Below are 24,974 nucleotides of genomic sequence, written 5' to 3'. Positions count from 1 at the left end.
GTACGCCCGTCGCACCGACGTCCTCCTCCCGACGGTAGTCCTCCTGCCCCCGTTCGTCAGAAGGTGGGGCGCGGCGGATACGGTGAGCGGCCGGGCGGCCACAATCGGTCCCCGTCCCCCGGCAGGACGCCCCGAGCCGGCCGGACACCGAGGAGGGAAACGGGATGGACCTGGCACTCCTGGCGTCGGTCGGGGGATTCTTCGCCCTGCGGACCACACCGGTCCCGGGCGGTGCCCACCGCCCGCTGGCGGAGGTGTACGGGGGAGAGGACGGCCCGCTCGCGGTGCGTGTCGACCGGGTCGCCGACCGTCTCGCGGCGCCCGAGCGCAGGGTCGCCGCCTCCATCGCCCATCTCGGTCTCGCCGCGCGGCTCTGGTCCCTCGCGCTCGGCCCGGCCGCGCTGTTCGGGCGGCTGCCCGCCCTGACGCCCGACGCCCTCCACTGGGACCCGCTCGCCGCCTCGCCCGACGACCTGTGGCTGGCGGAGACGGCGGAGCTGCCCGGTACGGCGGCGCACGTGCGGGCGGAGGTCCGGTCCGGGCATCTGGTGCCGCTGGCCGAGGCGTTCCGGCGGGAGGGGAACATCTCCCCGCGGCTGCTGTGGGGCAACGCCGGGTCCGCGCTCGCCGGAGCCGTACGCGAACTGCTCGTCTTCGCCCGGGTCCAGGGGCGCCCGGACGTCGCGGCGCGAACCCGCGCGCTGGCGGCGGAGCTGTTCGACGACCCGGATCTGCGCTCCACCGGCGCCCCGCACGGCCCGGAGTTCCGCCGGCGCAGCTGCTGTCTGTACTGGCGCTGCCCGGGTGGCGGACTCTGCGGGGACTGCGTGTTCGACAAGGCGCCGGGAACCGCGCCCTCCCGGCGGTAGCGGTCCGGCCGCCACCGCCGGGAGGGTCAGGAAGCCCGGAGGGTCAGGAGGGCAGCACGGCGTCGATGGCCTCGTCCACGCCGGGCAGGACGGGCAGGGCGCTGTCGAGGCCGATCATGCCGATCAGCCGCCGCATGAACGGGGAGGGGGCGGCCAGCCGCAGCCGGTCGCCCAGCGCGGTGTGCGCCTGAAGCAGCACGTTCACCGTCGTCGAGTCCGCGAAACCCACACCGGAGAGGTCCACGACGACCGGGCCGGTTCCGCTGTCCCGCGCTGCCGTGAGGGCGGTGCCCAACGGCGTCACGCTGTCGATGTCGAGGTCACCCGTCACGGTCAGGATCAGAGCCCCCCGCTCCTGGCGGGGGGTGACTCTGACAGCTCTGTCTTCGTTGGGTGATGAAAGCACGGGAGGCACCTCGGGCGGGTCGGGAGGGGGAGCTGAACCGATCTGCCGGACGGGGTCGGCGTCGTTCCGTCCCTGGTCGCGGCGGTGTAACGGGCTAACGATAGAAGTAACAGTTGCCATTTGACAACATTCACCATCGGGTAACAATCTGATCCCCGATGGTTGCTCGGTCCACCGTCGAGGGGCGGGGATTCCGACGGATGCGGAAGCAGGGGCTGGATGAAGCTAAGCGGTGTCCGCGACATCATCGCGGAGCCCGGAGCCGACCGTGCCGTTGTGCGGAGAACCGCGGCGGCCGCCGGGCCGGGAATCCCGCGGGGACAGGCGCTCCGAAGCGGCCGCGTGGAAGGCTCTGAGGCCTTGCGCGAGGGCGGCGACCGCGTCCGGGCCCATCTGCTCCAGGACGGCGTCCAGCTCCGCCGCGCGCAGGGCCCGGTACTCTTCGAGGAGGGCCCGGCCGCGCGGGCTCAGCCGCAGTTCCACCTCGCGCCGACTGGTCGCGCTGGGCCGGCGCTGGAGAAGCCCCATCGCCTCCATCCGGTCGCACAGCCTGCTGACGGACGGGGCGCGCGAGCCCAGCACCTCGCCCAGCGAGCGCAGATTGGTCCCCTCCTGCCGCTCGATCACGAGCAGGGCCCGCAGCTGGGAGGGCGATACGGTTCCGGAAGCGGCGGCTTCCTGGCCACGGCCCCACAGCACTTCCAGCAGCTCCGAGGCTGCGATGGCGTCGGCGGACATCTGTTCGCGACTGGGCGGGCGGAAAGCGCGGTGGGGCATTCAGCCACTGTGCCACCCGTCAGGCCTCCTTGTCAGCCCGGCCCCGGCCCTTACCCCGTCGTAGGACGAAGAATGTGCGAGAGACCGTGAACAGACGAACGGACATCGAGGCAGCCGTACGGGCCGCGGCTCCGCATGCCCTGCTGGCGACCCTGCGCACCAAGCTCGGCAACGTCTACGGGGCCCTCGCCGTCGAACTGCACCTCGCCGACTACGCTCTGCGGGTCCTCAAGTCCCTCGACCACCCCGAGGGCGAGCCGCTGTCGCTGGACAACAGTCCCGAGGGCCGGGCGTTCGGCAGCCAGGAGCCCCGCGAGCAGCAGGTCCGGCACGACGAGGCCGTTGACCACCACCTTCCCGTGACCGTACGGGGCGAGCGGCTCGGCATCCTCACGGTCCGGCTGCCCCAGACACTCTCCACCCCCGAACTGGTCGGTGAGCTGACGAGGGTCGCCGACCTGCTGGGCCACGAGATCCTGGTGGCGGAACGGGACACCGACCTCTACCAGCGGGCCCGCCGCACCACCCGCCTCACCCTCGCGGCGGAGATGCAGTGGCAGCTGCTGCCCGCCCGTGCGTGTGCCGTGGGGGAGTTCGCGATCGGCGCCCAGCTCGAACCGGCGTACGCCATCCACGGCGACAACTTCGACTGGGCGGCCGACGCCGACGAACTCACCGTCGCGGTGACCAACGGCATGGGCGAGGGCATACAGGCCTCGCTGCTGACCAACCTCGCCGTCAACGCCCTGCGCAACGCCCGCCGGGCGGGCATCGGCATCGCGGACCAGGCGGCCCTCGCGGACCAGGCGATCTACGAGCAGCACCGCGGCGCCTGGCACGTCTCGACCCTGCTGCTCCGCTTCGACCTGGCCACCGGGCGGGTCGGCGTCGTCGACGCGGGCTCACCGCAGCTGTGGCTCCAGCGCGGCCGGACGGTTCGCCGCGTGGAGCTGGAGGCCCAGCTGCCGCTCGGCATGTTCGAGGAGTCGCAGTACACCGCGCAGGAACTCGCCGTGGAACCGGGCGACCGGCTGCTGCTGCTCAGCGACGGCGTCTACGAGGCGCTGTCCCCGCTGGGCGAGGCGTACGGGGACCGGGCGCTGGCCCGCGCCATCCAGTCGACGCGGCTGCTCCCGGCCGCCACCGTCCCCCGGGCGATGCTCGGGGAGCTGGCGGAGTACCGCGGCGCGGAGACGCTCGACGACGCGCTGGTGCTGTGCCTGGACTGGTTCGGCCGCCCGGCCGCGACCGGCTGAGCGGGCCGGGAGCGCCGTCGCCGTACGGCGTTCCCCGCCCCGGGGCCCCTCCGGGCTCAGGGGCTGAGCTGGAACTCCGCCCGGATCCGCTTGCCGACCGGCACCCGCTCCGCGGTGAGCCGGTCGCACAGCGCCACGACGATCTCCATGCCGTGCCCGCCCAGCCGGCCGGGATCGGGGCCGTACAGCACGGGCATCGCGCTGCTGCTGTCGTAGACCGTGACGCTCATCGTCTGCGCGTTGCCCTCCAGCTCCAGCATGTAGGGGCCGTGGCTGTAGCGGTCGGCATTGGTCACCAGCTCGCTCACGGCCAGCATCAGGTCGCTGCGGGTGTGCTCACCGATCGTGGCCAGGCACTCCACCACCAGCCGGGTCAGGAAACGGTCGGTGAGCGCGCGGGCCAGCGCGATACAGCCCGGCTCGCCGTCGAAGACCTCGGCGCTGAGCAGCACCCCGGCGGGGCGCAACTCCTGACCGGGATCTTCCGGTGGGGAGGTGAGCTGTTCGTTCATGTGCTCCAGCCAGGGGGCCGCATCGGGGTCGGAGACCGTTTCCGCCATTCGTCTGCCCCTGGCGAAGTGGCCCACTCCAGGAGATCCGCACCGATCCTACGCACGTCCGGGCAGCCGCACCACGGTCACGAAGAACTCGTCGATCTGTCGCACCGCGGCGATGAACTGATCCAGGTCCACCGGCTTGGTCACATAGGCGTTCGCGTGGAGCTTGTAGCTGCGCAGGATGTCCTCCTCCGCCGAGGAGGTGGTGAGCACCACCACGGGGATGAGCGACAGTTCCGGGTCGCCCTTGATCCGCTCCAGCACCTGCCGGCCGTCGTACTTGGGCAGATTGAGATCGAGAAGCACGAGGTCGGGGCGGGGCGCGTCGGTGTGGTCGCCGCGCCGGTAGAGGAAGTCCAGCGCCTCCTGCCCGTCGCGCACGACGTGCAGGGTGTTGCGGATCTTGTTGTCCTCGAAGGCCTCACGGGTCATCAGCTCGTCGCCGGGGTCGTCCTCGACCAGCAGTACCTCGATGGGTTGGACCTGGGTGTTCACGAAGCGTCTCCCGACTGGCTGGTGAGCAGGGCGGGAGCGAGCAGCTCCGCCGTGGTGTGCGCGGGCGCCTCGGGCGCGACGGGCAGCGTGAAGTGGATACGGGTGCCTTCGCCCGGGTCGGGCTCCAGCCAGATCCGGCCACCGTGGAACTCGACGATCTTCCGGCAGAGCGCGAGGCCGATGCCGGTCCCGTCGTACTCGTCGCGCGCGTGCAGCCGCTGGAAGATCACGAAGACCTTGTCCGCGAACTCCTGCGGAATCCCGATCCCGTTGTCCGACACCGACAGGTGCCAGAACTCGTCCTCGCGTACGCAGGCGACGACGATCCGGGGCGGATGGCCGGGGCGCCGGAACTTCACGGCGTTGCCGATGAGGTTCTGCCACACCATGGCCAGGGCGGTGGCGTCGCCGAGCAGCTCCGGCAGCTCGTCGGGACGCTCGACCACCGCGCCCGACTCCTCGACGGCCGAGGACAGATTGCCCAGGGCCCGGTCCAGGGTGCGCTCCAGCGAGACCGGGTTCCAGCTCTCGTGGACCCGGCCCACCCGCGAGAAGGTCAGCAGATCGTTGATGAGTACCTGCATGCGCTTGGCGCCGTCCACAGCGAAGGCGATGTACTGCTTGCCCCGGTCGTCCAGCTCGGTGCCGTACCGCTTCTCCAGAAGCTGGCAGAAGGAGGCGACCTTGCGCAGCGGCTCCTGGAGGTCGTGCGAGGCGACGTACGCGAACTGCTCCAGCTCCGAGTTGGAGCGGCGCAGCTCCGTCGTCTGGTCGGCGAGCAGGTCCTCGCGCTTCTGCGCCTCGGCCAGTTCCGCGGCCAGCCGGGCGCGCATGTCCTCCACCGCGGCCGCGACGGCCTGGACGTCGGTGGGCCCCTTGATCTCCTCGATCTTCTTGCCGAAGACACCGGAACGCACGGCGTCGGAGGCGGCCCGCAGCCGGTTGAGCGGCACCCCCACCACGCGGTGGAGCAGCACGCTCAGCGCCACGATGGTGAGCGTGAGGACGGCCAGCAGGGCGGCCACCACCCAGTCGCGGGTGGTGCGTGCCGCGTCGAGATCGGCCCGTGCCTGGTCACGGGCCTCGGCCAGGTGCTCCTGCTGGACGGTGTACGTGCGCCGCAGGGTGTCGAACTCCGTCTTGCTGCCCTGGATCCGGGCGGCGGCGCCGGAGCCGCCGGGGCCGTCCGCCCGGACCGCCGCGATCAGCGGCTCGGCCTTGGTGCTCCGCCACCGGTCCGCGGCGGCCCGCACGGCGTCCAGGTCGGCCGAGAACCGCTCGTCGTCCCCGACCAGCTGCCGGGCCCAGGTGAGCCGCTCGGCCTCGGCCTTCCTGCCCGCCTCGTACGGCTCCAGGAAGGACCGGTCACCGGTGAGGGCGAACCCCCTGACGCCGGTCTCCTGGTCGAGCAGGGCGTTCTGCAACTGGAAGGCGACGGACCTGGCCGGCTGGATACGGTCCACCAGCTCGTCGGTACGGTCCGACATCCGCGACAGCACCAGACCGCCGATGACCAGGCAGGCGCAGACGACCAGGACGAAACCGCCGAGGACGAGGTGGACCCAGGTCTGCACCGGCAGGCGCGAGGCGAGCCCTCGCCGCGCTGTGTCTCTCCCGCCGTCAGTGCTCATGCTTGTCCGATCTCCAGCCCAGATGCAGTACAGCTACGTCGTCCGCGAGGCCACCGTAGGGCGCGGCGCCCTCGGCGGCTCCCGCCACCAGCGCGTCCACGAAGTCAGCGGCCTCCAGATGGCCGTTGGCCCGCCCCATGGCGAGCAGCCCCTCCTCACCGAGCCGGGCCCCCGGCCCGGTGCGCCCCTCGAAGAGCCCGTCGGTGAAGAGCACCAGACTGCCTCCCGGTGTCAGCGGTACGTCCACCGTCGGCCACCGGCCCGTTCCGGGCAGCAGTCCGAGCGCCATGCCGCCCTCGGGCTCCACCCAGTCCACCTCCGCGCCGCGGCGCAGCAGCAGCCCGGGATGACCGGCCCGTACGACCTGGACGTGCCGCTGGTCGGGGGCGAAGATCAGGGAGGTCACCGTCGCGAAGACATGGGCGTCCGAGCGCTCGGCGATCAGGATCTCCTCCAGCAGGGAGATCTGCTCCCGGTGGGAGGTCCCGCACAGGACGGCGGTGCGCCAGGCCACCCGCAGGCACACGCCGAGCGCCGCCTCCGCCGCACCGTGCCCGGAGACGTCACCGATGACCGCGTGCACCGTTCCGTCGGCCGTCTGCACGACGTCGTAGAAGTCACCGCTGAGCAGCCCGTGGGCGCGTCCGGGCTGGTAGCGGGCGCGGGCCTGGAAACGGTCGTCGCGCAGCAGCGGCACGGGCAGCAGACCGCGCTCCAGCCGCGCGTTCTCCTGGGCGATCAGACGGTTGGAGCGCAGCGCCGCGGCGGCCCGCTCCACTTCCTTGCGCTGGAGGGCGTAGCGGATCGCCCGCGACAGCACCTCGGGGTCCAGGCGGTCCTTGACCAGGTAGTCCTGGGCGCCCTGGGCGACCGCGCGCAGTCCGGCGCCCGACGCGTCGAGACCGGTGAGGACGACGATCGCCGCCTCGCTGTCGGACTCCAGTATCTGGCTGACGACATCCAGCCCGTGGACGTCGGGAAGGTGCAGGTCGAGCAGGACGCACACCGGGGAGGTGTGCGTACGCAGGAAGTGCCGGGCCTCCGCCAGGGTCTTGCACCAGGTGAGGGCGGCGGAGTCCAGCTCGCTGTCGGCGAGCATCTCCTCGACGAGCAGGGCGTCCCCCGCGTCGTCCTCGACGAGGAGGATGGAGGCATCGAGATTCCAGGGCGGAGCCTCGGGCTGCGAGAGGCTCTCGCCCTGCTGGGAGGGGATTCCGGCGGCGCCCACAGGCCACAGCGGTGTGCCCAGGGGCGACTCGGTCAACCCTCCACCCCCTTGCGCGTCGGCGCGGTGGGTCCGGCCGGGTCGTGACGAAGCATAAGGGAGTCCGAGGATCGCAGCCGAATCAGGCCTCGACGCTCATTCCCTTACGCAGTCGCTGGACGATCCGCGTGAGCAGCCGCGACACGTGCATCTGGGAAACACCCAGCTCGGCACCGATCTGGGACTGCGTCATCTCCGCGCCGAAACGCATCTGGACGATCCGCCGCTCCCGCTCGTCGAGCTGCTCCAGCAGGGGCGCCAGGGTGTGCAGGTTCTCGACGGTCTCCATCGCCGGGTCGGGCTCGCCGAGGACGTCGGCGTAGGCCCGCTGCTCCTGTCCGGAGTCGCTGTCGGCCGAGGGCGTGTCGAGCGAACCGGCCGAGTAGCCGTTGGCGGCGACCAGGCCCTCGATGATCTCCTCCTCGGGGAGGTCGAGGTGGGCGGCCAGCTCCTTGACGGTGGGGTCACGGTCCAGCTCGGCGGACAGCTGCTCCTTCGCCTTGGCGAGGTCCACGCGCAGCTCCTGGAGCCGCCGCGGCACGTGCACCGACCAGGTGGTGTCGCGGAAGAAGCGCTTGATCTCGCCGACGATGTAGGGCACCGCGAAGGTGGCGAACTCGACCTCGCGGGAGAGGTCGAACCGGTCGATCGCCTTGATCAGGCCGATCGTGCCGACCTGGATGATGTCCTCGGTGTCGTCACCGCCGCGGTTGCGGAACCGGGACGCGGCGAAGCGCACCAGGGAGAGGTTCATCTCGATCAGGGTGTTGCGCGCGTACTGGTGCTCGTGCGTGCCCTCCTCCAGCGTCTGGAGGCGGTCGAAGAAGATCTTGGAGAGGGCCCGGGCGTCCTGCGGGGCGACCTTGCCCGCGTCCTCGATCCAGGGCAGCTCTCCGGCGACGTCCGCTGCCCGCGTGCCCGACCGGTCGTCGCTCAACGGCGTCGTGGTTCCGGTGGCTCGCGCCGACATGGTCGTCATGGTGTCGCCCTCCCTGCTACCCAATGTGTCGGACGGTCGCCTTCCCGGAGTTCTCGAAGTCATGCGCACCATTTTCAGTTTTTTCCGACCGGCTTCCCGGCGCCCCTCCTCGCCCGAACGGAGCAGCGGCCCGCCCGTGGCAAACTTGACCGAGCGTTTCGGCCGCGGCGGTCGACGGCCCGCGGTGGGAAGAGGACAGAGGAACGGCGATGACGGTGACTAAGGACGGCCCGGAGCTGGATCCCGGGACCGACGATTTCGGCCCCGGCATCGACCCGGAGCGGCTGGCCGTCTGTCTGAGCGTGCTCGACGAACTGGACCGGATCGACGTCGACCACCCCGACGCCATCACCGTCCGGCGGGCCACCGCCGGTATCTACCGCACGGTGAAGCAGCGCCGCCGCCAGGAGCGCCGCGCGGCGAAGACCGCCCACGACCGGGCGGTCACCGAGGCCACCGCCACCGGCTCGGCCGAGCGCATCGACGACGAGACGCAGGGCGTGCTGCCCTCCTCCTCCACCCGGTCGGAGATCGCGGGCATCCTCCAGCGCCCCCGGTCCTGCTACATCTGCAAGACGCGTTACACCGAGGTCGACGCCTTCTACCACCAGCTCTGCCAGCCGTGCGCCAAGGACAACCGCGCCCGCCGCGACGCCCGCACCGATCTCACCGGCCGCCGGGCGCTGCTCACCGGCGGCCGGGCCAAGATCGGCATGTACATCGCGCTGCGGCTGCTGCGCGACGGCGCGCATACCACGATCACCACGCGCTTCCCCAACGACGCGATCCGCCGCTTCAAGGCGATGGAGGACAGCGACGCGTGGATCCACCGGCTGAAGATCGTGGGCATCGACCTGCGCGACCCCGCCCAGGTGGTCGCCCTCGCCGACTCCGTCGCCGCCGAGGGCCCGCTGGACATCCTCATCAACAATGCCGCCCAGACCGTACGCCGCTCCCCGGGCGCCTACAGCGAGCTGGTGAGCGCCGAGTCCGCGCCGCTGCCCGCGGGCGAGCTGCCCGCCGCCGAGGTCATCGGCGCCTTCAACAGCGGCACGGTCGACCGGGTGGCCGCGCTGCCCGCCGCCCGTAAGGAAGGACTGAGCGCCCAGGACGTGACCGGCCTCGCCCTCGTCACGGGCTCCGCCTCCCCGGCCCGGATCGCGGCGGGCACCGCGATCGACGCGGGCGGGCTCGTCCCGGACCTGCACGACACCAACAGCTGGATCCAGACGGTCGACGAGGTCGGGCCCATCGAGCTGCTGGAGGTCCAGCTCTGCAACTCGACCGCCCCGTTCATCCTGATCAGCAGGCTCCGCCCGGCGATGGCCAGGGCCGCCGCGAAGCACCGTTACGTCGTCAACGTCTCGGCGATGGAGGGCGTCTTCAGCCGCGGCTACAAGGGCGCGGGCCACCCGCACACCAACATGGCCAAGGCCGCCCTGAACATGCTGACGCGCACCAGCGCCCAGGAGATGTTCGAGAACGACGGCATCCTGATGACCGCCGTGGACACCGGCTGGATCACCGACGAGCGCCCGCACCCGGACAAGATGCGCCTGGCCGAGGAGGGCTTCCACGCCCCCCTCGACCTGGTCGACGGCGCGGCCCGGGTCTACGACCCCATCGTCCGCGGCGAGGCGGGCGAGGAGCTCTACGGCTGCTTCCTCAAGGACTACGCGCCGGCGAACTGGTAACCCGGACAGCTCAACCGGAACACACCCCTCCGTACGACCGCCGTCAACCCGGCCCGGCCGTCCCCCGGGCCGGGTTCGTCATGCCCGCAGTGGCTGAAAGTGACCTACCGCACACGTTCTATCGAGCACCTGACCGCTCATCTGGTTAAAGTGAGGCGAACGGACGCCATCGAGGAGCCCACGAAGGCTCGTCGACCGTCCTGGGACCTGGCTGGTAACCCGGCCGCCGTCCCGCCCCGAACCGGCGCCACCGCGACCGACATGTTCCAGATCCTGCCCGCACGGGGCGGTCGTGCTCCGGCATCGGTGCCGGAGCGTCGGCGACGCCCTGGGTGGCGCGACACAGAGGAGTGCGCGGTGACGACACCTGAACTGACCGAGCGAGAACAGCGCCCCGCCGAACGGAACGGGGGACGGCGCGGCCGCCCCGAGACCCTGAGGAACATCGAGGTCTGGGCCCGTTCCGCCCCCATCCGGCTCGCCGGATACGAGGACGACCTCGCCGAGCCCCACATCCTGCCCGGCGTCGACTGACCCACGGCGTCCCGGACGGCCCGCGTCCCGGCCTCCCCGCTCCGGCGGCGGGGCCGTGACGCGGGCCGCGGTCGTTCCCGTGCGTCTTCCGGCCGTTTCCGCGCCTCGCGGTGGACCACCCCGTCCGGCCGTACCGGGCGCGGTGTCACCGCGGAGACCCATCGGCCTCCTCCTGGACGATCCGCCGCAGCGTGCGGCCGAGCCTGCGGGCGTACCAGCGCTGGACGGGCGGCACCATGGGACCGGCGAGCCGGGTGTACCAGCGGGCGGGACGGGAGAAGGCGAGGACCGTGAACCACACGGTGGCGTCCTCCGCGAGTTCGACGACGAAGCACTCCTCTCCGCGCTCGGGGTGCCCGCTCAGCGTCCCGTAGGCGAAGCCGGTTCGTCCTTCCTCCCCGTACGACGTCCAGACCACCTGGCACGGAGCGCCGAGCCGCAGGGGCCCGAGGCCCAGCGACACCCGGACGCTCGCGCCGGGCTCCGCGCGGCGGGCCGAGGCCGCGACCCCGGCGCCCGATGCGCGGTGCATCCGCCACTCCGTGACGGCCGCGCCCGCGACGGCGAAGTCGGCGGCGCCCCGGCCGACCCGGGTGCGGTGACGCAGGTGGTGGTAGCCGTCGGGGAGCGGGCCGCCGCGGGTGGCCCCGGCCTCCGGATAGCTGAGCGTGCTCATGCGGTCCTGCCTTCGGTGTGGGTGGGGGCTGTCTGCCGGGTGGGGGTGTCGATACGGATGCGGTGCCAGGCGAGGAGCGAGCAGAGGGCGAAGCCGAGCGCGTTGCCGACGCCATGGGTGGCGGCCATCCAGGTCAGGCTGGGGCGGGGCAGTCCGGTCGCCTCGCCGAGCGCCCAGCTCATCGCCAGCACCATCGTCGCGACCAGGACGGCGGCGGAGCCGAGCAGCAGGATCCGCGTCGTCCGGTCCCGGTCCTCGGCCCGTCCCAGCCGCCAGGTGAGCAGGCCGACCGTCCACATCCCGGCCGTGAGGACGAGGGCTCCGGCCAGTTCGGCCCAGTCACCGATGAAGTAGCCGACCAGGACGAGCAGGGTGCCCAGCGGCACGCTCCGTGCGGCGAAGCGGCCCGCGGGGCCGTCCGAGACCCGGCAGACCAGCCCGGAGACCAGCGCGGCGGCGAATCCGGCGAAGTGGAAGTGCGGCACGGTCAGCGCCAGGATGCCGAGGTCGAAGCCGAACAGCTCGTGCCCCGAGCGCTCGGCCACCAGCGCGAGGGCGGCGACGGCCGGGGTGACCAGCGCGGTGAGCAGGGCGATGCCCGCCGGGTCTCGGTCCCGGCCGTGGCGGAACCGGCGCGCGGCGTGCAGCGCGAGCAGGACGGTGCCGAGGGCGTAGCAGGCGGCGAGCGCGGTGGCGAGCGCGCCGCGCGGCAGCCACAGGGCGATCGAGCCCGGGACGGCGAAGAGCGGCCAGAGCCCGCGGAGCCGGTCCAGCTCCACCGCCCCGGCCAGTCGCAGACCGACCGGGACGATCACCAGCATGCCGAGCATCACCACGGTGTTGACCAGGACGGACATGGCCGCCTCCCCCTGTTTTGAACGTGTTCAATTAACGGGATCGAGCGTAGAGCACGAGCTGAACACGTTCAAGAGCGGGGTGCCGGAGCGGATCGTCCGCTTGCGGGCCGGTGTCCGGTGCGGCACAGATGGTCACACCGAACCGTTCCACTGGGACAGGCAGGAGAGCTCTGTGCGCTCACCAGGACGTTTCCGGCGTGTCGTGCTCGCCGCGCTGTCCGCCGGAGTGCTGCTCGCGGCAGCGGGCTGCGGCGACGCCGGTGACCGGACGACCAAGGGCACCACGGGCACCGCCGAGGCGGGGGACGTCCTCCTCCAGCCGCTCGCCGCCCCCGGCCCCGGACCCTTCAGCGCGTCCACGGCGAGGACGGCACCCTCCCCCTCCGCACCGGACGCGCCGGACGGCGCGAAGCCCGCCGACCCCCGAACGGCCCATCCGGTCTCCGGCGCCGCTCCCGGGCTCTACGGCGGCACCCGGTCCGTGGCCGCCTGCGACGTCGAGCGGCAGACCCGCTTCCTCACCGGGGACAAGGAGAAGGCGGCGGCCTTCGCCGGAGCGGCGGACATCGAGGCCGTGCAGATCCCGGGCTACCTGAAGTCGCTCACCCCGGTCACCCTGCGCCTGGACACCCAGGTCACCAACCACGGGTACGGCTCCGGTACGGCGACGGCCTTCCAGGCCGTGCTCCAGGCGGGCACCGCCGTCCTGGTCGACAGCCGCGGGGTGCCCCGCGTCCGCTGCGCCTGCGGCAACCCGCTGAAGCCCCCCGTGGCCGCGGACGGCGAGGCCGTCCACCGCGGTGAGCGCTGGAGCGGCTACGACCCCGCCCGGATCGCCGCCGTCCAGCCCAGCCCGCAGGCGCTCACCGGGCTCGTCATCGTGGACGCCGACGACAACAGCTGGATCGAGCGGACCGCGGGCGACAGCGGCGGGCGGGACCGCACCCCGGCCGACCCGCCGCCGTACGAGCCCAGCGACGACCTGCTGCTCCCCGCCCCGGGGGAACCCTCCGAGCCGCCCTCCCCGGAGACCACCCCGCCCGGCCCGGTCCCCTCGGCCCCGACCGAGCAGGAGACGCCGGACGACTTCGGCGGGACACCGCCCGGGGAGCCGGGGGAGAGCGACCTGCCGCCCGGCGATCCGTGGGAGGGCGAGGAGGAGGTTCCGGAACCCGTGCCCGAGGCGACCCAGGTCTTCCCCGCGGAGCCGGACGAGCCCGCCGGGCCGGACGACTTCACCGAGCCCGGCGTCCCCGACCTGTTCGCGGGCTGATCCCGGCGCGCGCCGCCCGGTTCGCACCGCCTCCCTCCGATCCCTCTGACCCCTCCGGGGCGCCATCAGGATCGCTCGAAGAATCGGACAAACGATGGCAGAGTGGCCACCATGGATGATCGGGTAGCGGGTGCCCTGTCACTCCCCGACGACTGGCCCGCCCACCCGGACCTCAGCCTCGCCCTGAACCGTATGGGCGGCTTCGACTGGGACCTGGACACGGGCCTCATGCACATGGACCAGCCTGCTCTGGACGTCTTCGACCTGACCCCGGAGGAGTACGACGGCCGACCGGGCTCGCTCCACGGGCGGGTGCCGACGGACGAGGCGATCCGGCTGGACGGGGTGGTCTCGCAGGCCCTCAAGAGCGGCCGCACCAATTACGGGGCGTACTTCCGCATCCAGCGCCGCGACGGCTCCCTGCGCTGGACCCACACCCAGGGCTACGTCCGCCGCGACGAGACCGGGCGCCCCCGGCGCATCATCGGGATCGTCCGTGACGCCACCCAGGAGCTGGCCGACTCCACCGCCCGACGCGAACTGGACGAGGAACGCGGCCGGCGCACCAGCCTGGTCGAGGGCACCACCGCGGCCCTGGCCCACGCCCGTACGGTCAAGGACGTCATCGCCGTCCTGAAGAACTCCGAGGGCCTCGCCCACCTCGGGGCGACCAGCCTGGTCATGGGCCTTCTGGAGTCCGGCCGCATCCACCTCGTGGCCGACGGGCCCGAGGGCGCCCACGTCCCCGGCACCCGCTACACCCGGGTGGACGAGCAGTACCCGATGAGCGAGGTCGTCCGTACGCTCACCCCGCGCTTCATCGACTCGGCCGGTGACTTCGCCGCCTCCTACCCGGTCCTGTGGCCCCACATCAGCCACCTCGGGATCACCTCGGCCGCCTACATGCCGCTGATCGCCCAGGCCCGCCCGATCGGCGCGCTCGGGCTGCTCTACAGCGACAAGGCGGGCTTCACGGCGGACGAGCGCAACCTGCTGATGGCGCTCGGCACCTCCATCGCCCAGAGCCTCCAGCGCGCCATGCTCTACGAACAGGAGCACGATCTCGCCGAAGGGCTCCAGCAGGCGATGCTCCCGCGCCGCATCCCGGCCGTGCCCGGAGCCCAAGTCGCCGTCCGCTACCGCTCGGCCCGCCTCGGCCGGGACATCGGCGGCGACTGGTACGACCTGATCCCGCTGCCCGGCGGCCGCGTCGGCGCCGTCATCGGCGATGTCCAGGGGCACGACACGCACGCCGCCGCCGTGATGGGCCAGCTCCGGATCGTCCTGCGCGCGTACGCCGCCGAGGGGCACAGCCCCGCCACGGTCATGGCGCGGGCCTCGGTCTTCCTCCACGAACTGGACACCGACCGGTTCGCCACCTGCACCTACGCCGAGGTCGACCTCACCACGGGAGTCGTCCAGGTGGTCCGGGCCGGGCACGTCGACCCGCTGGTACGGGACGTGGACGGGAGCTGCCGCAGGGTGCCGGCCGAGGGCGGGCTGCCGCTCGGACTCTCGGCGGAGTTCGGCCGGCTGGAGTATCCGGTCTCCACCGTCGAACTGGACCCGGGCCAGACGCTGATCCTGTTCACCGACGGCCTGGTCGAACTGCCCGGCGCCGACCTCGACGAGGGCATGCAACTGCTCACGACCCGCGTCACGGGCGGCCCCCACGACCTGCAGAAACTCGCCGACCAGCTCTGCGACGCCGTCGACGGGCGCGGCGGCCAGGACGACGTCGCCCTCCTGCTGCTGCGCCGCCGCGCCGCCCACGCCCCCCAGCCGGGCGGCCGCCTCCAGCAGCACGTCGCCCAGAACGACCCCGAGGCGCTCAGCTCCTCCCGTCACATGATCAGGGCCGCGGTCCGCGCCTGGGGGGCGAAGGACCGGGCCGACGAGATCGAGCTGGCGGCCGACGAGCTGATCACCAACGCCCTGATGCACACCGACGGCGGGGCGGTCGTCACCATCCGGGTGCTCGCCGGAACCGAACGCCGGCTGCGCGTCGACGTCGAGGACCGCTCCAGCGCCCTGCCCCGCCGCCGGGACGCGGGGGAGTCCGGGGTGTCGGGGCGGGGCCTGATGCTGGTCGACCGGCTGGCCGACGTCTGGGGCGTGGAGTCCCGGGGCAGCGGGAAGTGCGTGTGGTGCGAGTTCCTCATCCCGGCACGGTGAATCCCGGGCGTGCTGGATCCGGGGTTGCCGCAGGTCGCGGCGCGCGAAACTCCGGCGCCCCGCGGGCCTGCGGCAACCGGCTCTCCGCCTGCCTGCCGGACCTTCCCGTCACCGCACTGGCCGGCCAACTGCCGCACCGGCCCCCGGTGCGGCCCGCGTGCGCTTCGGCGTCCTGGTCACCGGCCGGAGCACGGTGACGGTCTCCTGACGGGCGGCCGTCGCCCGCCTGCGGCAGTCTTGGGACATGCCCGAACTGCCCGAGGTCGAAGCCCTGCGGGTCTTCCTCGACGACCACCTGGTCGGCAAGGAGACCGCCCGAGTCCTGCCGCTGGCGATCAGTGTCCTGAAGACCTACGACCCACCACTGACCGCCCTGGAGGGCGAGCGGGTCACCTCGGTGGCGCGGCACGGCAAGTTCCTCGACATCGAGGCGGGCGGGCTGCACCTGTGCACCCATCTGTCCCGGGCGGGCTGGCTGCGCTGGAAGGACTCCTTCCCCGAGGCCCCGCCCCGCCCCGGCAAGGGGCCGCTCGCGCTGCGCCTGGTCACCACGGACGGCGACGGCTTCGACCTGACCGAGATGGGCACCAAGAAGCGCCTCTCGGTCCACCTCGTCCACGACCCCATGGACGTCCCCGGCATCGCCCGGCTCGGCCCCGACCCGCTCGCCGACTCCTTCGACCGTGCCACCTTCGCCGCGCTCCTCGCCGGTGCCCGCCGCCAGATCAAGGGCGCGCTCCGCGACCAGTCGCTGATCGCGGGCGTCGGCAACGCCTACAGCGACGAGATCCTGCACGTCGCGAAGATGTCCCCGTTCAAACGGACCGCCGACCTCGACCAGGACGACGTCACCCGCCTGTACACCGCGCTGCGCACCACCCTCAAGGACGCCGTGGCCCGCTCCAGCGGGGTGGAGGCCGGGAAGCTGAAGGCCGAGAAGAAGAGCGGGATGCGGGTCCACGGACGTACCGGAGAGGCCTGCCCGGTCTGCGGGGACACCATCCTGGAGGTCTCCTTCAGCGACTCCTCGCTCCAGTACTGCCCGACCTGCCAGACCGGAGGCAAACCGCTCGCCGACCGCAGGACGTCCAGGTTCCTGAAGTGAGACCCGGCGCGCCCGGCGCACCGGCCCCCACCTGGCCGCGCGGTCCGGTCGTCCGCACGGGCCGGGCCACCGGAACGAGCCGCCCCTTCACCCCCACCGCGGGCCCCGGGAACACCTAAACTCCCGCCCATGCTCCGCGTACTCGCCGTCGACGACGAACAGCCCGCCCTGGAGGAACTCCTCTACCTCCTGCGCGCCGACCCGCGCGTCCTCAGCGCCGAGGGAGCCACCGGGGCGACCGAGGCGCTGCGGCTCATCGGCGGCGCGGTCGACGCGGGCTCCGACGACCCCGGCGCCATCGACGTCGTCTTCCTCGACATCCACATGGCCGGGCTGACCGGACTCGACGTGGCCCAGCTGCTCGCCGGGTTCGCCGCGCCCCCGCTCATCGTCTTCGTCACCGCCCACGAGGGCTTCGCCGTCCACGCCTTCGACCTGAAGGCCGTCGACTACGTGCTCAAACCGGTCCGCCGCGAACGCCTCGCCGAAGCCGTGCGCCGGGCCGCCGAACAGGTGGGGGAGCGGTCCGCCCCGGTCCACGACGGCGCGGGCGACCAGATAGCGGTCGAGCTGGGCGGCGTCACCCGCTTCGTCCCCGTGGACGAGATCGCCTACGCCGAGGCCCAGGGCGACTACGCGCGTCTGCACACCGCCTCCGGCAGCCATCTCGTCCGCATCCCGCTCACCACCCTGGAGGAGCGCTGGCGCTCCCGCGGCTTCGTCCGTATCCACCGCCGCCACCTCGTGGCGCTGAAGCGGATCGACGAACTGCGCCTGGACGCGGGCAGCATGAGTGTGCGCGTCGGGGAGGCCGAACTGGCCGTCAGCCGCCGCCACACCCGCGCCCTGCGCGACCTCCTGATGCGTCAGGGCGGCCGCTGAGGGAATCCGGCGGCCCGCCGCTGACCTGGGGCGACCCTCCACGGACCCTTCCCAGCGGCGACCGCCGCCGCCTACACTCCGAGCCCATGTCCGCAGAGCCATCCCCCCGGCGCGAAGTGGTCACGGGGGTGCCGAGGCGGGTGCGCCCGCTGCCCCGCTACCGCACCCAGTCGGAGATCGACGACCAGACCGCCCTCGGCGGCGCCTACGTACGGTCCCTGATGCGCGGCCAGCTCCGGGCCGCCCTCACCGTCTTCGGCGTCCTGGCCCTCGTCGCGGGCACCCTGCCGCTGCTGTTCGCCGCGCTCGGCAGCTCCGCGCTGGTCTGGGCGGTGCTCGGCTTCGCCACCTACCCGCCGCTCACCCTGGCCGCCTGGTGGTACGTCCGCCGGGCCGAGCGCAACGAACGCGACTTCGCCCGGCTGGTGGAGGGCCGCCCCGCCCCGTGAGCACCCCCGACCACATGGCGTCCTGGGTGGCCGTCGCCCTCGTCGTTCTCGCCACCGTCCTGGTCGGCGGCTTCGGGCTGCGCATCTCCCGTACGACCTCCGACTTCTACGTCGCCTCCCGCACCGTGCGCCCCCGCCTCAACGCCGCCGCGATCAGCGGCGAGTACCTGTCGGCCGCCTCCTTCCTCGGCGTCGCCGGACTGGTCCTCGTCCACGGCCCGGACATGCTGTGGTACCCGGTCGGCTACACCGCCGGATACCTGGTGCTGCTGGTGTTCGTCGCCGCCCCGCTGCGCCGCTCGGGGGCCTACACCCTGCCGGACTTCGCCGAGGGGCGACTCGAATCCCTCCAGGTCCGCCGCCTGGTCAGCGTCCTCGTGGTCGGCGCGGGGTGGCTCTACCTGGTCCCGCAGCTCCAGGGGGCGGGGCTGACGCTGAAGATCCTGACCGGGGCGCCCGGCTGGCTCGGCGACGTGCTCGTCGCGACCGTCGTGGCGGTCGCCGTCGCGGCGGGCGGGATGCGCTCCATCACCTTCGTCCAGGTCTTCCAGTACTGGCTGAAGCTGACCGCCCTGCTGGTCCCCGCGCTCTTCCTGGTCCTGGCCTGGCAGGGCGACGGGCGGCCCCGGGTCAGCTTCGAGGACCAGCTCACCGTCTTCCGCGCCGACCACCCGCTGTACGCGACGTACGGGCTGATCGTGGCGACCTTCCTCGGGACCATGGGGCTGCCGCACGTCGTCGTCCGCTTCTACACCAGCCCCAACGGACGCGACGCCCGCCGCACCACCGTCGCCGTTCTCGCCCTGGTCGGCCTCTTCTACCTGGCGCCGCCCGTCTACGGTGCGCTCGGCCGCCTCTACACCCCCGAACTGCGCCACGGCGGCGACGCGGACGCCGCCGTGCTGCTGCTGCCCGCGCGGGTCATCGGCGGGCTCGGCGGCGATCTGCTGGGGGCGCTCATCGCGGGCGGGGCGTTCGCCGCGTTCCTGTCCACCGCCTCCGGGCTGACCATGGCCGTCGCCGGGGTGATCACCCAGGACGTCCTGCCCGGACGCGGGGTGCGGCACTTCCGGCTCGCCACCGTCCTCGCCGTCGCCGTACCGCTCGCCGGGTCGCTGCTGGTGAGCCGGGTACCGGTGGCGGACGCGGTGGGCATGGCCTTCGCCGTCTCCGCGTCCTCCTTCTGCCCGCTGCTCGTCCTCGGCATCTGGTGGCGGCGGCTCACCCCGCCGGGCGCGGTCGCGGGCCTCGTGCTGGGCGGCGGCTCCGCCCTGCTCGCGGTGGCCATCACGGTCAGCGGGGCCGTCACCCCGCCCGGCTGGCCGCACGCCCTGCTCGCCTGGCCCGCCGTGTGGTCCGTGCCGGTCGGCTTCCTCGCGATGATCCTCGTCTCGCTCGCCACCCCGGGCCGGATACCACCGGGCACCAACGCCGCCATGACCCGCTTCCACCTCCCCGAGACCCTCACCTCGGTGCGTGCCGTCGCCGGGAGGGAGCGATGACCGGGGCCGCCGTCGCCGTGCTGGCGGTGCTCGCCGCCCTGCTGCCCGTCGCGGGCTACCGGCTGGGCCGCCGCGCCGGCCGCCCGGTGCGGCCGAGCGACGTCGGCACCCCCGTCGAGCACGCCACGTTCGAGACCCTGCACACCGCGTCGCTGGCCGCGCCCCCGCTGCGCGCCGGGCTCACCGAGGAGAGCGCCCGCCGTGCGGCGCGGCGGCTGCGCTCGCTGCTCGGCACCGACGCCCTCTGTCTCACCGACCGGGACCGGGTGCTGGTCTGGGACGGGGCCGGGCACCACCACGGCAAGGACGTGATGGAGCATCTGCGGGAGCTGCTGGAGGGGGGCCGCGACACCGCGTTCGACAGCGGCTGCGGCGACCTGGACTGCCCGCTGCGCTGGGCCGTCGCCGTCCCCCTCACCGTCGACAACCGGGTCCTGGGGGCGCTGGTCGCCTACGCCCCGCGCGAGTCGGCCGTGCTGGCCAGGGCGGCGGGGGAGGTGGGCCGCTGGGTCTGCGTGCAGCTGGAGCTGGCCGAGCTGGACCGCTCCCGCACCCAGCTCATCGAGGCGGAGATCAAGGCGCTGCGAGCGCAGATCTCCCCGCACTTCCTGTTCAACTCGCTCGCCGCGATCGCCTCGTTCGTCCGCACCGACCCCGAGCAGGCCCGCGAACTGCTGCTGGAGTTCGCGGACTTCACCCGCTACTCGTTCCGCAGGCACGGGGAGTTCACCACCCTCGCGGACGAGTTGCACTCCATCGACCAGTATCTGGCCCTGGTCCGGGCCCGGTTCGGGGAACGGCTCGCCGTCACCCTTCAGGTCGCTCCCGAAGTCCTCCCGGTGGCCCTGCCGTTCCTCTGTCTCCAGCCGCTGGTGGAGAACGCCGTCAAGCACGGACTCGAAGGAGCGGTCACCCACAGCCGTATCACCATCAGCGCTCTGGACGCCGGGTCGGAGGCGGAGGTCGTCATCGAGGACGACGGGACCGGGATGGACCCCGAACGGCTGCGGCGGATCCTGCGCGGCGAGGGCGGCCCCTCCACCGGCATCGGCCTGCTCAACGTGGACGAGCGGCTGCGCCAGGTCTACGGGGACGACTACGGGCTGGTCATCGAGACCGGCGTCGGGGCCGGGATGAAGATCACGCTGCGACTGCCCAAGTACCGGGCCGGGGTGCACGGTTCCTGAACCGGCCCGCGCCCGGCCGGGGCGCGCGTCAGTACAGGTGCACGGCCAGATGCCCCAGCGGCAGCCCCAGCTGCCAGGCGGGCGTCCAGACCTGCGCCTCGCCGTCCTCGTGGGGTGCCGCCCCCACCGGCTCCCGGGCCACGGGCGGTCCGATCGCGTCCAGGTCGGCGGCGAGCACCTCGGTCTCCTCCAGCCACCGCCAGGCCGCCCGCGCCAGCCGCAGATCGGGGTCACCGGGCGCGGTGCGCCGCTCCGCCTCCGCCAGCCGCTCGCAGACCCAGCCGCGCCAGGCGCTTCCGTACGCGGTCAGGAGCCGCAGTTCGTCGACGCGGGGGCCGGGCAGGGTGGCGGGCGCGGGGGTGTCCCGCAGGAATCCGCCGAGGAACATCGTCAGCGCGAGCGCGTCACGTCCCGCGCGGAACTCCAGGGTCGTCGGCTCCATCAGATCGCCGGTGCGCAGCAGCTCGTCGGCGAGGTATTCGGTGCACAGCCAGGCCATGGGTACCGGCAGCCCGTTCCCACCGGCCCCGCCGCTTCTCTCGGGACACATCGCCTCTCGCCTCTCTCCGTCGTTCGTGCCGGGCCTCACGCAGCATTGAACCGGGGGCGGGCGTCCCGTGGGGGCAGAAGGGCCCGATCGCTGTCGGGGGAGTAGCCGGGCAGGGTGCGCGACAGCCGGCGCAGGGCGTAGTGGGAACGGGACTTGACGGTCCCGGCCGGGATGCCCAGCTCCGTGGCCGTCTCGCCGACGCTCAGCCCGCGGAAGTAGATCCGTACCAGCACCGCGCGGTGTTCGGGGCTCAGGGTGCGGACCGCCTCGCGGACGTCCAGGGCGCGCACGGCCGAGTCCGCGGTGTCCTGCGCGGCCGGGGTGCTCTCCAGCACGGTGTCGCTGACCTCGGCGGGGCGGGCCAGACGGGAGCGGCGCGCGTCGATGGCGAGACGGCGGGCGACGGTGAACAGCCACGGCCGCATCGAGTCGTAGGGCGCGGCGAACGCCTCGGGGTGCTGCCAGGCGCGGACGAGCGTCTCCTGCACCAGGTCCTCCGCCCGCTGCCGGTCCCCGAAGGTCAGGCCGAGCAGGAAGTGGAACAGGGCGGGACCGTGTTCCCGCTGCAACTCCGCGATGGCCCGCTCATCGGTCGTCGTCGTGGTGTTCATGGACGTCCTCTCCCGCCGACGGCCTCGTTGCCGACGGGCGTATACGAACGCATTCGGGGGCGCGGGTACACCCGGAGCGCCGAGGTGTGCGACGAGCGGTCGCTCAGTGCGGCGAATGGTGCGGTGAACGGTCGAGGGGGCCGTCGGGGTCGGCCGGTACGACCAGTTCAGCTAGGTATGCGGCAATGCTCCTTGCTTCTCCGGTATGACAATCGGTGTAGTCGGATGGTCGTAATCATCCGAACATGGAGTCGAGCAGATGACGCAGCGCATCCGGCCGGGCACCGTGGCCGCCATCGCCCTCCTCCTCGCCGCGGCCACCGCCTGCACCGGGCAGCAGCCCCCGGCCCCCGCCGCACCGAGCCCGCCGCCCACCACGGCCCGGGGCGCCGGCGGCCAGGACGCCCACGGCCCCCGCCCCTTCACGCTCATCGCCTCCGGCGACGTGCTGCCGCACTCCTCCGTCATCGACCGGGCCGCCGCCGACGCGGGTGACGCGGGCTACGACTTCGCGCCGATGCTGGCGGGCGTCGCCCCCGTCGTCTCGGCCGCGGACCTGGCGATCTGCCACATGGAGACGGTCTACGGCAGGAAGGGCGGCCCCTACACCGGCTACCCGAGCTTCACCTCGCCGCCCGAGGTGGCCACCGCCCTGCGCGCCACCGGCTACGACTCCTGCTCCACCGCCTCCAACCACACCCTCGACGACGGGCCCGAGGGCGTCCGCCGCACCCTCGGCGCGCTGGACGAGGCGGGCATCCGGCACGCCGGGTCCGCCCGCGACGCCGCCGAGGCCGCCCGTCCCACCATCCTCACCGCCGGGCCGGGCGAGGGAGGGGCCAAGGTCGCCCACCTCGCGTACACCTACGGCACCAACGACATCCCGGTGCCCGCCGACCGGCCCTGGACGGTCAACGTGACCGACGAGCGGAAGATCGTCGAGGAGGCCCGCGCGGCCCGCCGGGCGGGTGCCGACGTCGTCGTGCTCTCCGCGCACTGGGGTACCGAGTGGCAGGACGCCCCGGACGCCGAGCAACTCGAACTGGCCGAACGGCTCACCGCGTCCAGCGACCGCGGCCGCCCGGACATCGACCTGATCATCGGCACCCACGCCCATGTCCCCCAGGCGTACGAGAAGGTCAACGGGACCTGGGTCGTCTACGGCATGGGCGACCAGATCGCCGGAGCGATGATCAACCACCAGGGCGCCCAGGACCCGCGCGGCAACCAGGGCACCCTGGGCCGCTTCACCTTCGCGCCGCCCGCCGCGGCCGACGGACGCTGGACCGTGAAGAAGGCCGAGTTCGTGCCGCAGTGGTACGACACCACGACCGGACGCACCGTCAACCTCAACGCCCCCGCGGCCCGGGGCGAAGAGCGCCTGCGCGCGGTGCGCGACCGCATCCGGGACGTCGTCCTCGGCCGGGGCGCGGAGGCGGACGGGCTCCGCATGGGCGACTAGCGGGCGTCGGGGCACGCGACCGGCGGGGCCCCTACGGCACCACGGTGACCGGCCAGCGCCCCGCCTTCACCAGGCGCACCGCCACCGAGCCGACGAAGCGGTGCCCCGCCGACTCCGAGGCCCCGACCACCACCGCGTCCGCCTTCAGCTCGTCGGCCGCCGTCACCAGCCCGTTGTAGGGGTCGCCCCGGAAGGTGTGGAACTCCCAGCGCACGTTCCACGCGTCCCGGAAGCGTTCCGTCGCCTCGCGGATCTCGGCGACCAGGTCCTGCGCGATCTCACCCGTCGCGTCACCCGTCGGCACGCCGAGCGCCGCGCCCGCGGTGAGCACCGGCTGGACGTAGACCAGGGCCAGCATGGCGTTCTGACGCCGGGCCAGTCCGGCCGCGTAGGCGGCGGCGCGCATCGAGGAGTCGGTGCCGTCGAGCCCGGCGACGATCACCTTGGGGCCGTCCGTACCGCGTTCGAACCGATGAGGCTGCTGCTCCGTCACGCGTCCGAGGCTATCGGGTCGTCCGGGGCGGTACGCTTCGGGGCGGCACCGGCACCCCGCTCCCGGCAGAGGGCGATCCCCACGATGAGCATACTGCGTCGATCGGGTGCAAAACGGGTCATCTCTGGTGTCGGCGGCGGAGCCGGGCGCCCGGCCGTGCGAGCAGTTGGCCATGAGAAGTGATCACACCGGACCCGAGCGCCGCACCCTGCTGAGGGTCGCCCTCGGCCTCGGTGCGGCCACCGCGCTGCACCTGACCGTCGCCGATCCGGCGTCCACGCCCACCCGCCCCGCGCGCCCCGCAACAACCCTGCCCGCGGCCGCCGGACCCCCGGCCGGTGTACGGGGCAGACCCTCCCCGTACCGCCTGGAACCGATGACGGCGAACACCCCGCCCCGGTTCCGGCCCGGCCGGCCGCCGGTGCGCACCCGGCCCTTCGAGCGGCTGCCGGACCTCGGGCGGTCGATGGTCCTCAGCTTCGACGACGGCCCCGATCCGCGGTACACCCCCCACATCCTGGCCACCCTGCGCGAGCACCGGGTCCGCGCGATGTTCTTCGTCTGCGGGGAGATGGCCGCGGCCCACCCGGACCTGCTGCGCGAGATGGCCGACGACGGCCATGTGATCGGCAACCACTCCTGGTCGCATCCGCTGATCCCGAAACTGTCGCGCGCCGCGATCCGCGGGGAGCTGGGACGCACGAGCGAGGTGGTCGAGACGGCGCTGGGCACAGCGCCGCTCTGGTACCGCGCCCCGTACGGCGCGTGGAACCGCAACTCCTTCGAGATCGGTGCCGAGTTGGGCATGGAGCCGATGGCCTGGACCGTGGACACCCTCGACTGGAAGGAGCCGGGTACGGGAAAGATCGTCCGCCGGGTGCTCGACGGGGCGGCGCCCGGGGTGGTCGTCCTCTCGCACGACGCGGGCGGCGACCGCTCCCAGAGCGTCGCGGCGCTGCGCCGCTATCTGCCCCGGCTGCTCGACGACGGTTACCGCGTCACCGTCCCCTACCGCGTCTGAGCGCGGGGGGGGCCCGGGGGGGGGGGGGGGGGGCGGGGGGGGGGGCCCGGGGGGGGCGCGGGCCGCGCGCGGCGCCCCCCCCCGCCCAGGCCCCCCCGCCCCGCCGCGGCCCCCCCCCCCCCCCCCCCGCACGGTGCGGGGGGGGGCGCCGAAGCCCCGGCGGGGGCGCGGCCCCGGGCGGGTGGGGCCGGGGGCGCCGGGGGGGGGGGGGCGGGGGGGGGGCCGGACCCGTCCGCACCGGCCGCGACGACTCCGGAGACGCCCATTCC

The 24,974-nt window shown here is 73.2% G+C and carries 25 protein-coding genes; 13 read left to right on the top strand and 12 right to left on the bottom strand.

The genetic code is table 11. From position 1 onward, the window contains the following. Positions 1-164: 164 nt before the first annotated feature. The gene (locus ACIRRU_RS24035; RefSeq protein WP_403683740.1) at positions 165-869 is read left to right on the top strand and encodes a (2Fe-2S)-binding protein; all 705 of its coding nucleotides are present in this window, start codon (positions 165-167) and stop codon (positions 867-869) included. A 43-nt stretch (positions 870-912) separates the two neighbouring features. Here ACIRRU_RS24035 and ACIRRU_RS24030 read toward each other — a convergent pair whose 3' ends face one another. After that, positions 913-1,275: an STAS domain-containing protein gene (locus ACIRRU_RS24030; protein WP_403683738.1), complete on the bottom strand. Its 363-nt coding sequence runs from the start codon at positions 1,273-1,275 to the stop codon at positions 913-915. Between the two features lie 225 nt (positions 1,276-1,500). Next, positions 1,501-2,052, bottom strand: a complete 552-nt coding sequence (locus tag ACIRRU_RS24025; protein WP_403683736.1) for a MarR family winged helix-turn-helix transcriptional regulator — start codon at positions 2,050-2,052, stop codon at positions 1,501-1,503. Positions 2,053-2,138: 86 nt separating this feature from the next. Between ACIRRU_RS24025 and ACIRRU_RS24020 the strand changes: the two genes are divergently transcribed. Continuing rightward, a complete protein-coding gene (locus ACIRRU_RS24020) occupies positions 2,139-3,308 on the top strand; it encodes a PP2C family protein-serine/threonine phosphatase (RefSeq protein ID WP_403683734.1) in 1,170 nt (389 codons plus the stop codon). A gap of 56 nt (positions 3,309-3,364) precedes the next feature. Here ACIRRU_RS24020 and ACIRRU_RS24015 read toward each other — a convergent pair whose 3' ends face one another. From ACIRRU_RS24015 to ACIRRU_RS23995, 5 genes are all read right to left on the bottom strand, one after another. Then, positions 3,365-3,820, bottom strand: coding sequence for an ATP-binding protein (locus ACIRRU_RS24015; protein ID WP_363200261.1), 456 nt, complete (start codon positions 3,818-3,820; stop codon positions 3,365-3,367). Positions 3,821-3,916: 96 nt separating this feature from the next. After that, on the bottom strand, positions 3,917-4,360 hold the full coding sequence (locus ACIRRU_RS24010; protein ID WP_363199936.1) for a response regulator: 444 nt from the start codon (positions 4,358-4,360) through the stop codon (positions 3,917-3,919). Then, a complete protein-coding gene (locus tag ACIRRU_RS24005; protein WP_403683732.1) occupies positions 4,357-5,991 on the bottom strand; it encodes a CHASE3 domain-containing protein in 1,635 nt (544 codons plus the stop codon). The genes ACIRRU_RS24010 and ACIRRU_RS24005 overlap by 4 nt, the downstream gene beginning before the upstream one ends. Further along, positions 5,981-7,219, bottom strand: coding sequence for a PP2C family protein-serine/threonine phosphatase (locus ACIRRU_RS24000; RefSeq protein ID WP_403683906.1), 1,239 nt, complete (start codon positions 7,217-7,219; stop codon positions 5,981-5,983). Before ACIRRU_RS24000 ends, ACIRRU_RS24005 begins: the two co-directional genes overlap by 11 nt. Positions 7,220-7,337: 118 nt before the next feature. Continuing rightward, positions 7,338-8,234 (bottom strand): RNA polymerase sigma factor SigF, encoded by an 897-nt coding sequence (locus ACIRRU_RS23995; RefSeq protein ID WP_403683730.1) that lies wholly within the window; start codon positions 8,232-8,234, stop codon positions 7,338-7,340. A 209-nt stretch (positions 8,235-8,443) separates the two neighbouring features. Between ACIRRU_RS23995 and ACIRRU_RS23990 the strand changes: the two genes are divergently transcribed. Both ACIRRU_RS23990 and ACIRRU_RS23985 read left to right on the top strand, forming a co-directional pair. Then, the gene (locus ACIRRU_RS23990) at positions 8,444-9,928 is read left to right on the top strand and encodes an SDR family NAD(P)-dependent oxidoreductase (protein WP_363199932.1); all 1,485 of its coding nucleotides are present in this window, start codon (positions 8,444-8,446) and stop codon (positions 9,926-9,928) included. Between the two features lie 357 nt (positions 9,929-10,285). Then, positions 10,286-10,462: a hypothetical protein gene (locus ACIRRU_RS23985; RefSeq protein ID WP_403683728.1), complete on the top strand. Its 177-nt coding sequence runs from the start codon at positions 10,286-10,288 to the stop codon at positions 10,460-10,462. Positions 10,463-10,607: 145 nt separating this feature from the next. Here ACIRRU_RS23985 and ACIRRU_RS23980 read toward each other — a convergent pair whose 3' ends face one another. Further along, positions 10,608-11,138, bottom strand: a complete 531-nt coding sequence (locus tag ACIRRU_RS23980) for a DUF1990 family protein (RefSeq protein WP_403683727.1) — start codon at positions 11,136-11,138, stop codon at positions 10,608-10,610. Beyond that, positions 11,135-11,995, bottom strand: coding sequence for a YndJ family protein (locus ACIRRU_RS23975; RefSeq protein WP_403683726.1), 861 nt, complete (start codon positions 11,993-11,995; stop codon positions 11,135-11,137). Before ACIRRU_RS23975 ends, ACIRRU_RS23980 begins: the two co-directional genes overlap by 4 nt. 172 nt (positions 11,996-12,167) lie before the next feature. Here ACIRRU_RS23975 and ACIRRU_RS23970 point away from each other — a divergent pair, with 172 nt between their 5' ends. The 7 genes from ACIRRU_RS23970 to ACIRRU_RS23940 all read left to right on the top strand — a co-directional run bounded on the left by ACIRRU_RS23970 (position 12,168) and on the right by ACIRRU_RS23940 (position 20,568). After that, positions 12,168-13,268 (top strand): DUF6777 domain-containing protein, encoded by a 1,101-nt coding sequence (locus ACIRRU_RS23970; protein WP_403683724.1) that lies wholly within the window; start codon positions 12,168-12,170, stop codon positions 13,266-13,268. 111 nt (positions 13,269-13,379) lie between these two features. Next, positions 13,380-15,443: a SpoIIE family protein phosphatase gene (locus tag ACIRRU_RS23965; protein ID WP_403683722.1), complete on the top strand. Its 2,064-nt coding sequence runs from the start codon at positions 13,380-13,382 to the stop codon at positions 15,441-15,443. A gap of 244 nt (positions 15,444-15,687) precedes the next feature. Further along, positions 15,688-16,548, top strand: a complete 861-nt coding sequence (locus ACIRRU_RS23960; protein ID WP_403683720.1) for an Fpg/Nei family DNA glycosylase — start codon at positions 15,688-15,690, stop codon at positions 16,546-16,548. A gap of 129 nt (positions 16,549-16,677) precedes the next feature. Further along, on the top strand, positions 16,678-17,430 hold the full coding sequence (locus ACIRRU_RS23955; protein ID WP_403683719.1) for a LytR/AlgR family response regulator transcription factor: 753 nt from the start codon (positions 16,678-16,680) through the stop codon (positions 17,428-17,430). Between the two features lie 86 nt (positions 17,431-17,516). After that, positions 17,517-17,879 carry a hypothetical protein gene (locus ACIRRU_RS23950; protein WP_403683717.1) on the top strand — a complete coding sequence of 121 codons (363 nt, stop codon included), beginning with the start codon at positions 17,517-17,519 and terminating at the stop codon, positions 17,877-17,879. Beyond that, a complete protein-coding gene (locus ACIRRU_RS23945) occupies positions 17,876-19,381 on the top strand; it encodes a cation acetate symporter (RefSeq protein ID WP_403683715.1) in 1,506 nt (501 codons plus the stop codon). Before ACIRRU_RS23950 ends, ACIRRU_RS23945 begins: the two co-directional genes overlap by 4 nt. Further along, positions 19,378-20,568 (top strand): sensor histidine kinase, encoded by a 1,191-nt coding sequence (locus ACIRRU_RS23940; protein ID WP_403683714.1) that lies wholly within the window; start codon positions 19,378-19,380, stop codon positions 20,566-20,568. The genes ACIRRU_RS23945 and ACIRRU_RS23940 overlap by 4 nt, the downstream gene beginning before the upstream one ends. A 28-nt stretch (positions 20,569-20,596) precedes the next feature. On the opposite strand, the gene ACIRRU_RS23935 is transcribed toward ACIRRU_RS23940, so the two are convergent. Together ACIRRU_RS23935 and ACIRRU_RS23930 are read right to left on the bottom strand one after the other, a co-directional pair. Next, positions 20,597-21,118: a hypothetical protein gene (locus ACIRRU_RS23935; protein WP_403683712.1), complete on the bottom strand. Its 522-nt coding sequence runs from the start codon at positions 21,116-21,118 to the stop codon at positions 20,597-20,599. 35 nt (positions 21,119-21,153) lie between these two features. After that, positions 21,154-21,729, bottom strand: coding sequence for a sigma-70 family RNA polymerase sigma factor (locus tag ACIRRU_RS23930; RefSeq protein ID WP_403683711.1), 576 nt, complete (start codon positions 21,727-21,729; stop codon positions 21,154-21,156). Between the two features lie 259 nt (positions 21,730-21,988). Between ACIRRU_RS23930 and ACIRRU_RS23925 the strand changes: the two genes are divergently transcribed. Continuing rightward, entirely contained in the window at positions 21,989-23,191 is a 1,203-nt protein-coding gene (locus ACIRRU_RS23925) for a CapA family protein (protein ID WP_403683709.1), read from the top strand. A 31-nt stretch (positions 23,192-23,222) separates the two neighbouring features. On the opposite strand, the gene ACIRRU_RS23920 is transcribed toward ACIRRU_RS23925, so the two are convergent. Next, positions 23,223-23,684, bottom strand: coding sequence for a universal stress protein (locus ACIRRU_RS23920; RefSeq protein ID WP_403683707.1), 462 nt, complete (start codon positions 23,682-23,684; stop codon positions 23,223-23,225). Between the two features lie 172 nt (positions 23,685-23,856). On the opposite strand from ACIRRU_RS23920, the gene ACIRRU_RS23915 reads away from it, so the two are divergent. After that, entirely contained in the window at positions 23,857-24,705 is an 849-nt protein-coding gene (locus ACIRRU_RS23915) for a polysaccharide deacetylase family protein (protein ID WP_403683705.1), read from the top strand. Positions 24,706-24,974 lie beyond the last annotated feature (269 nt).

Source organism: Streptomyces sp. NPDC101181 (assembly GCF_044767975.1).
In the GTDB taxonomy this organism is placed as follows: domain Bacteria; phylum Actinomycetota; class Actinomycetes; order Streptomycetales; family Streptomycetaceae; genus Streptomyces.
This window is presented reverse-complemented; position numbering and strand designations above follow the sequence as displayed.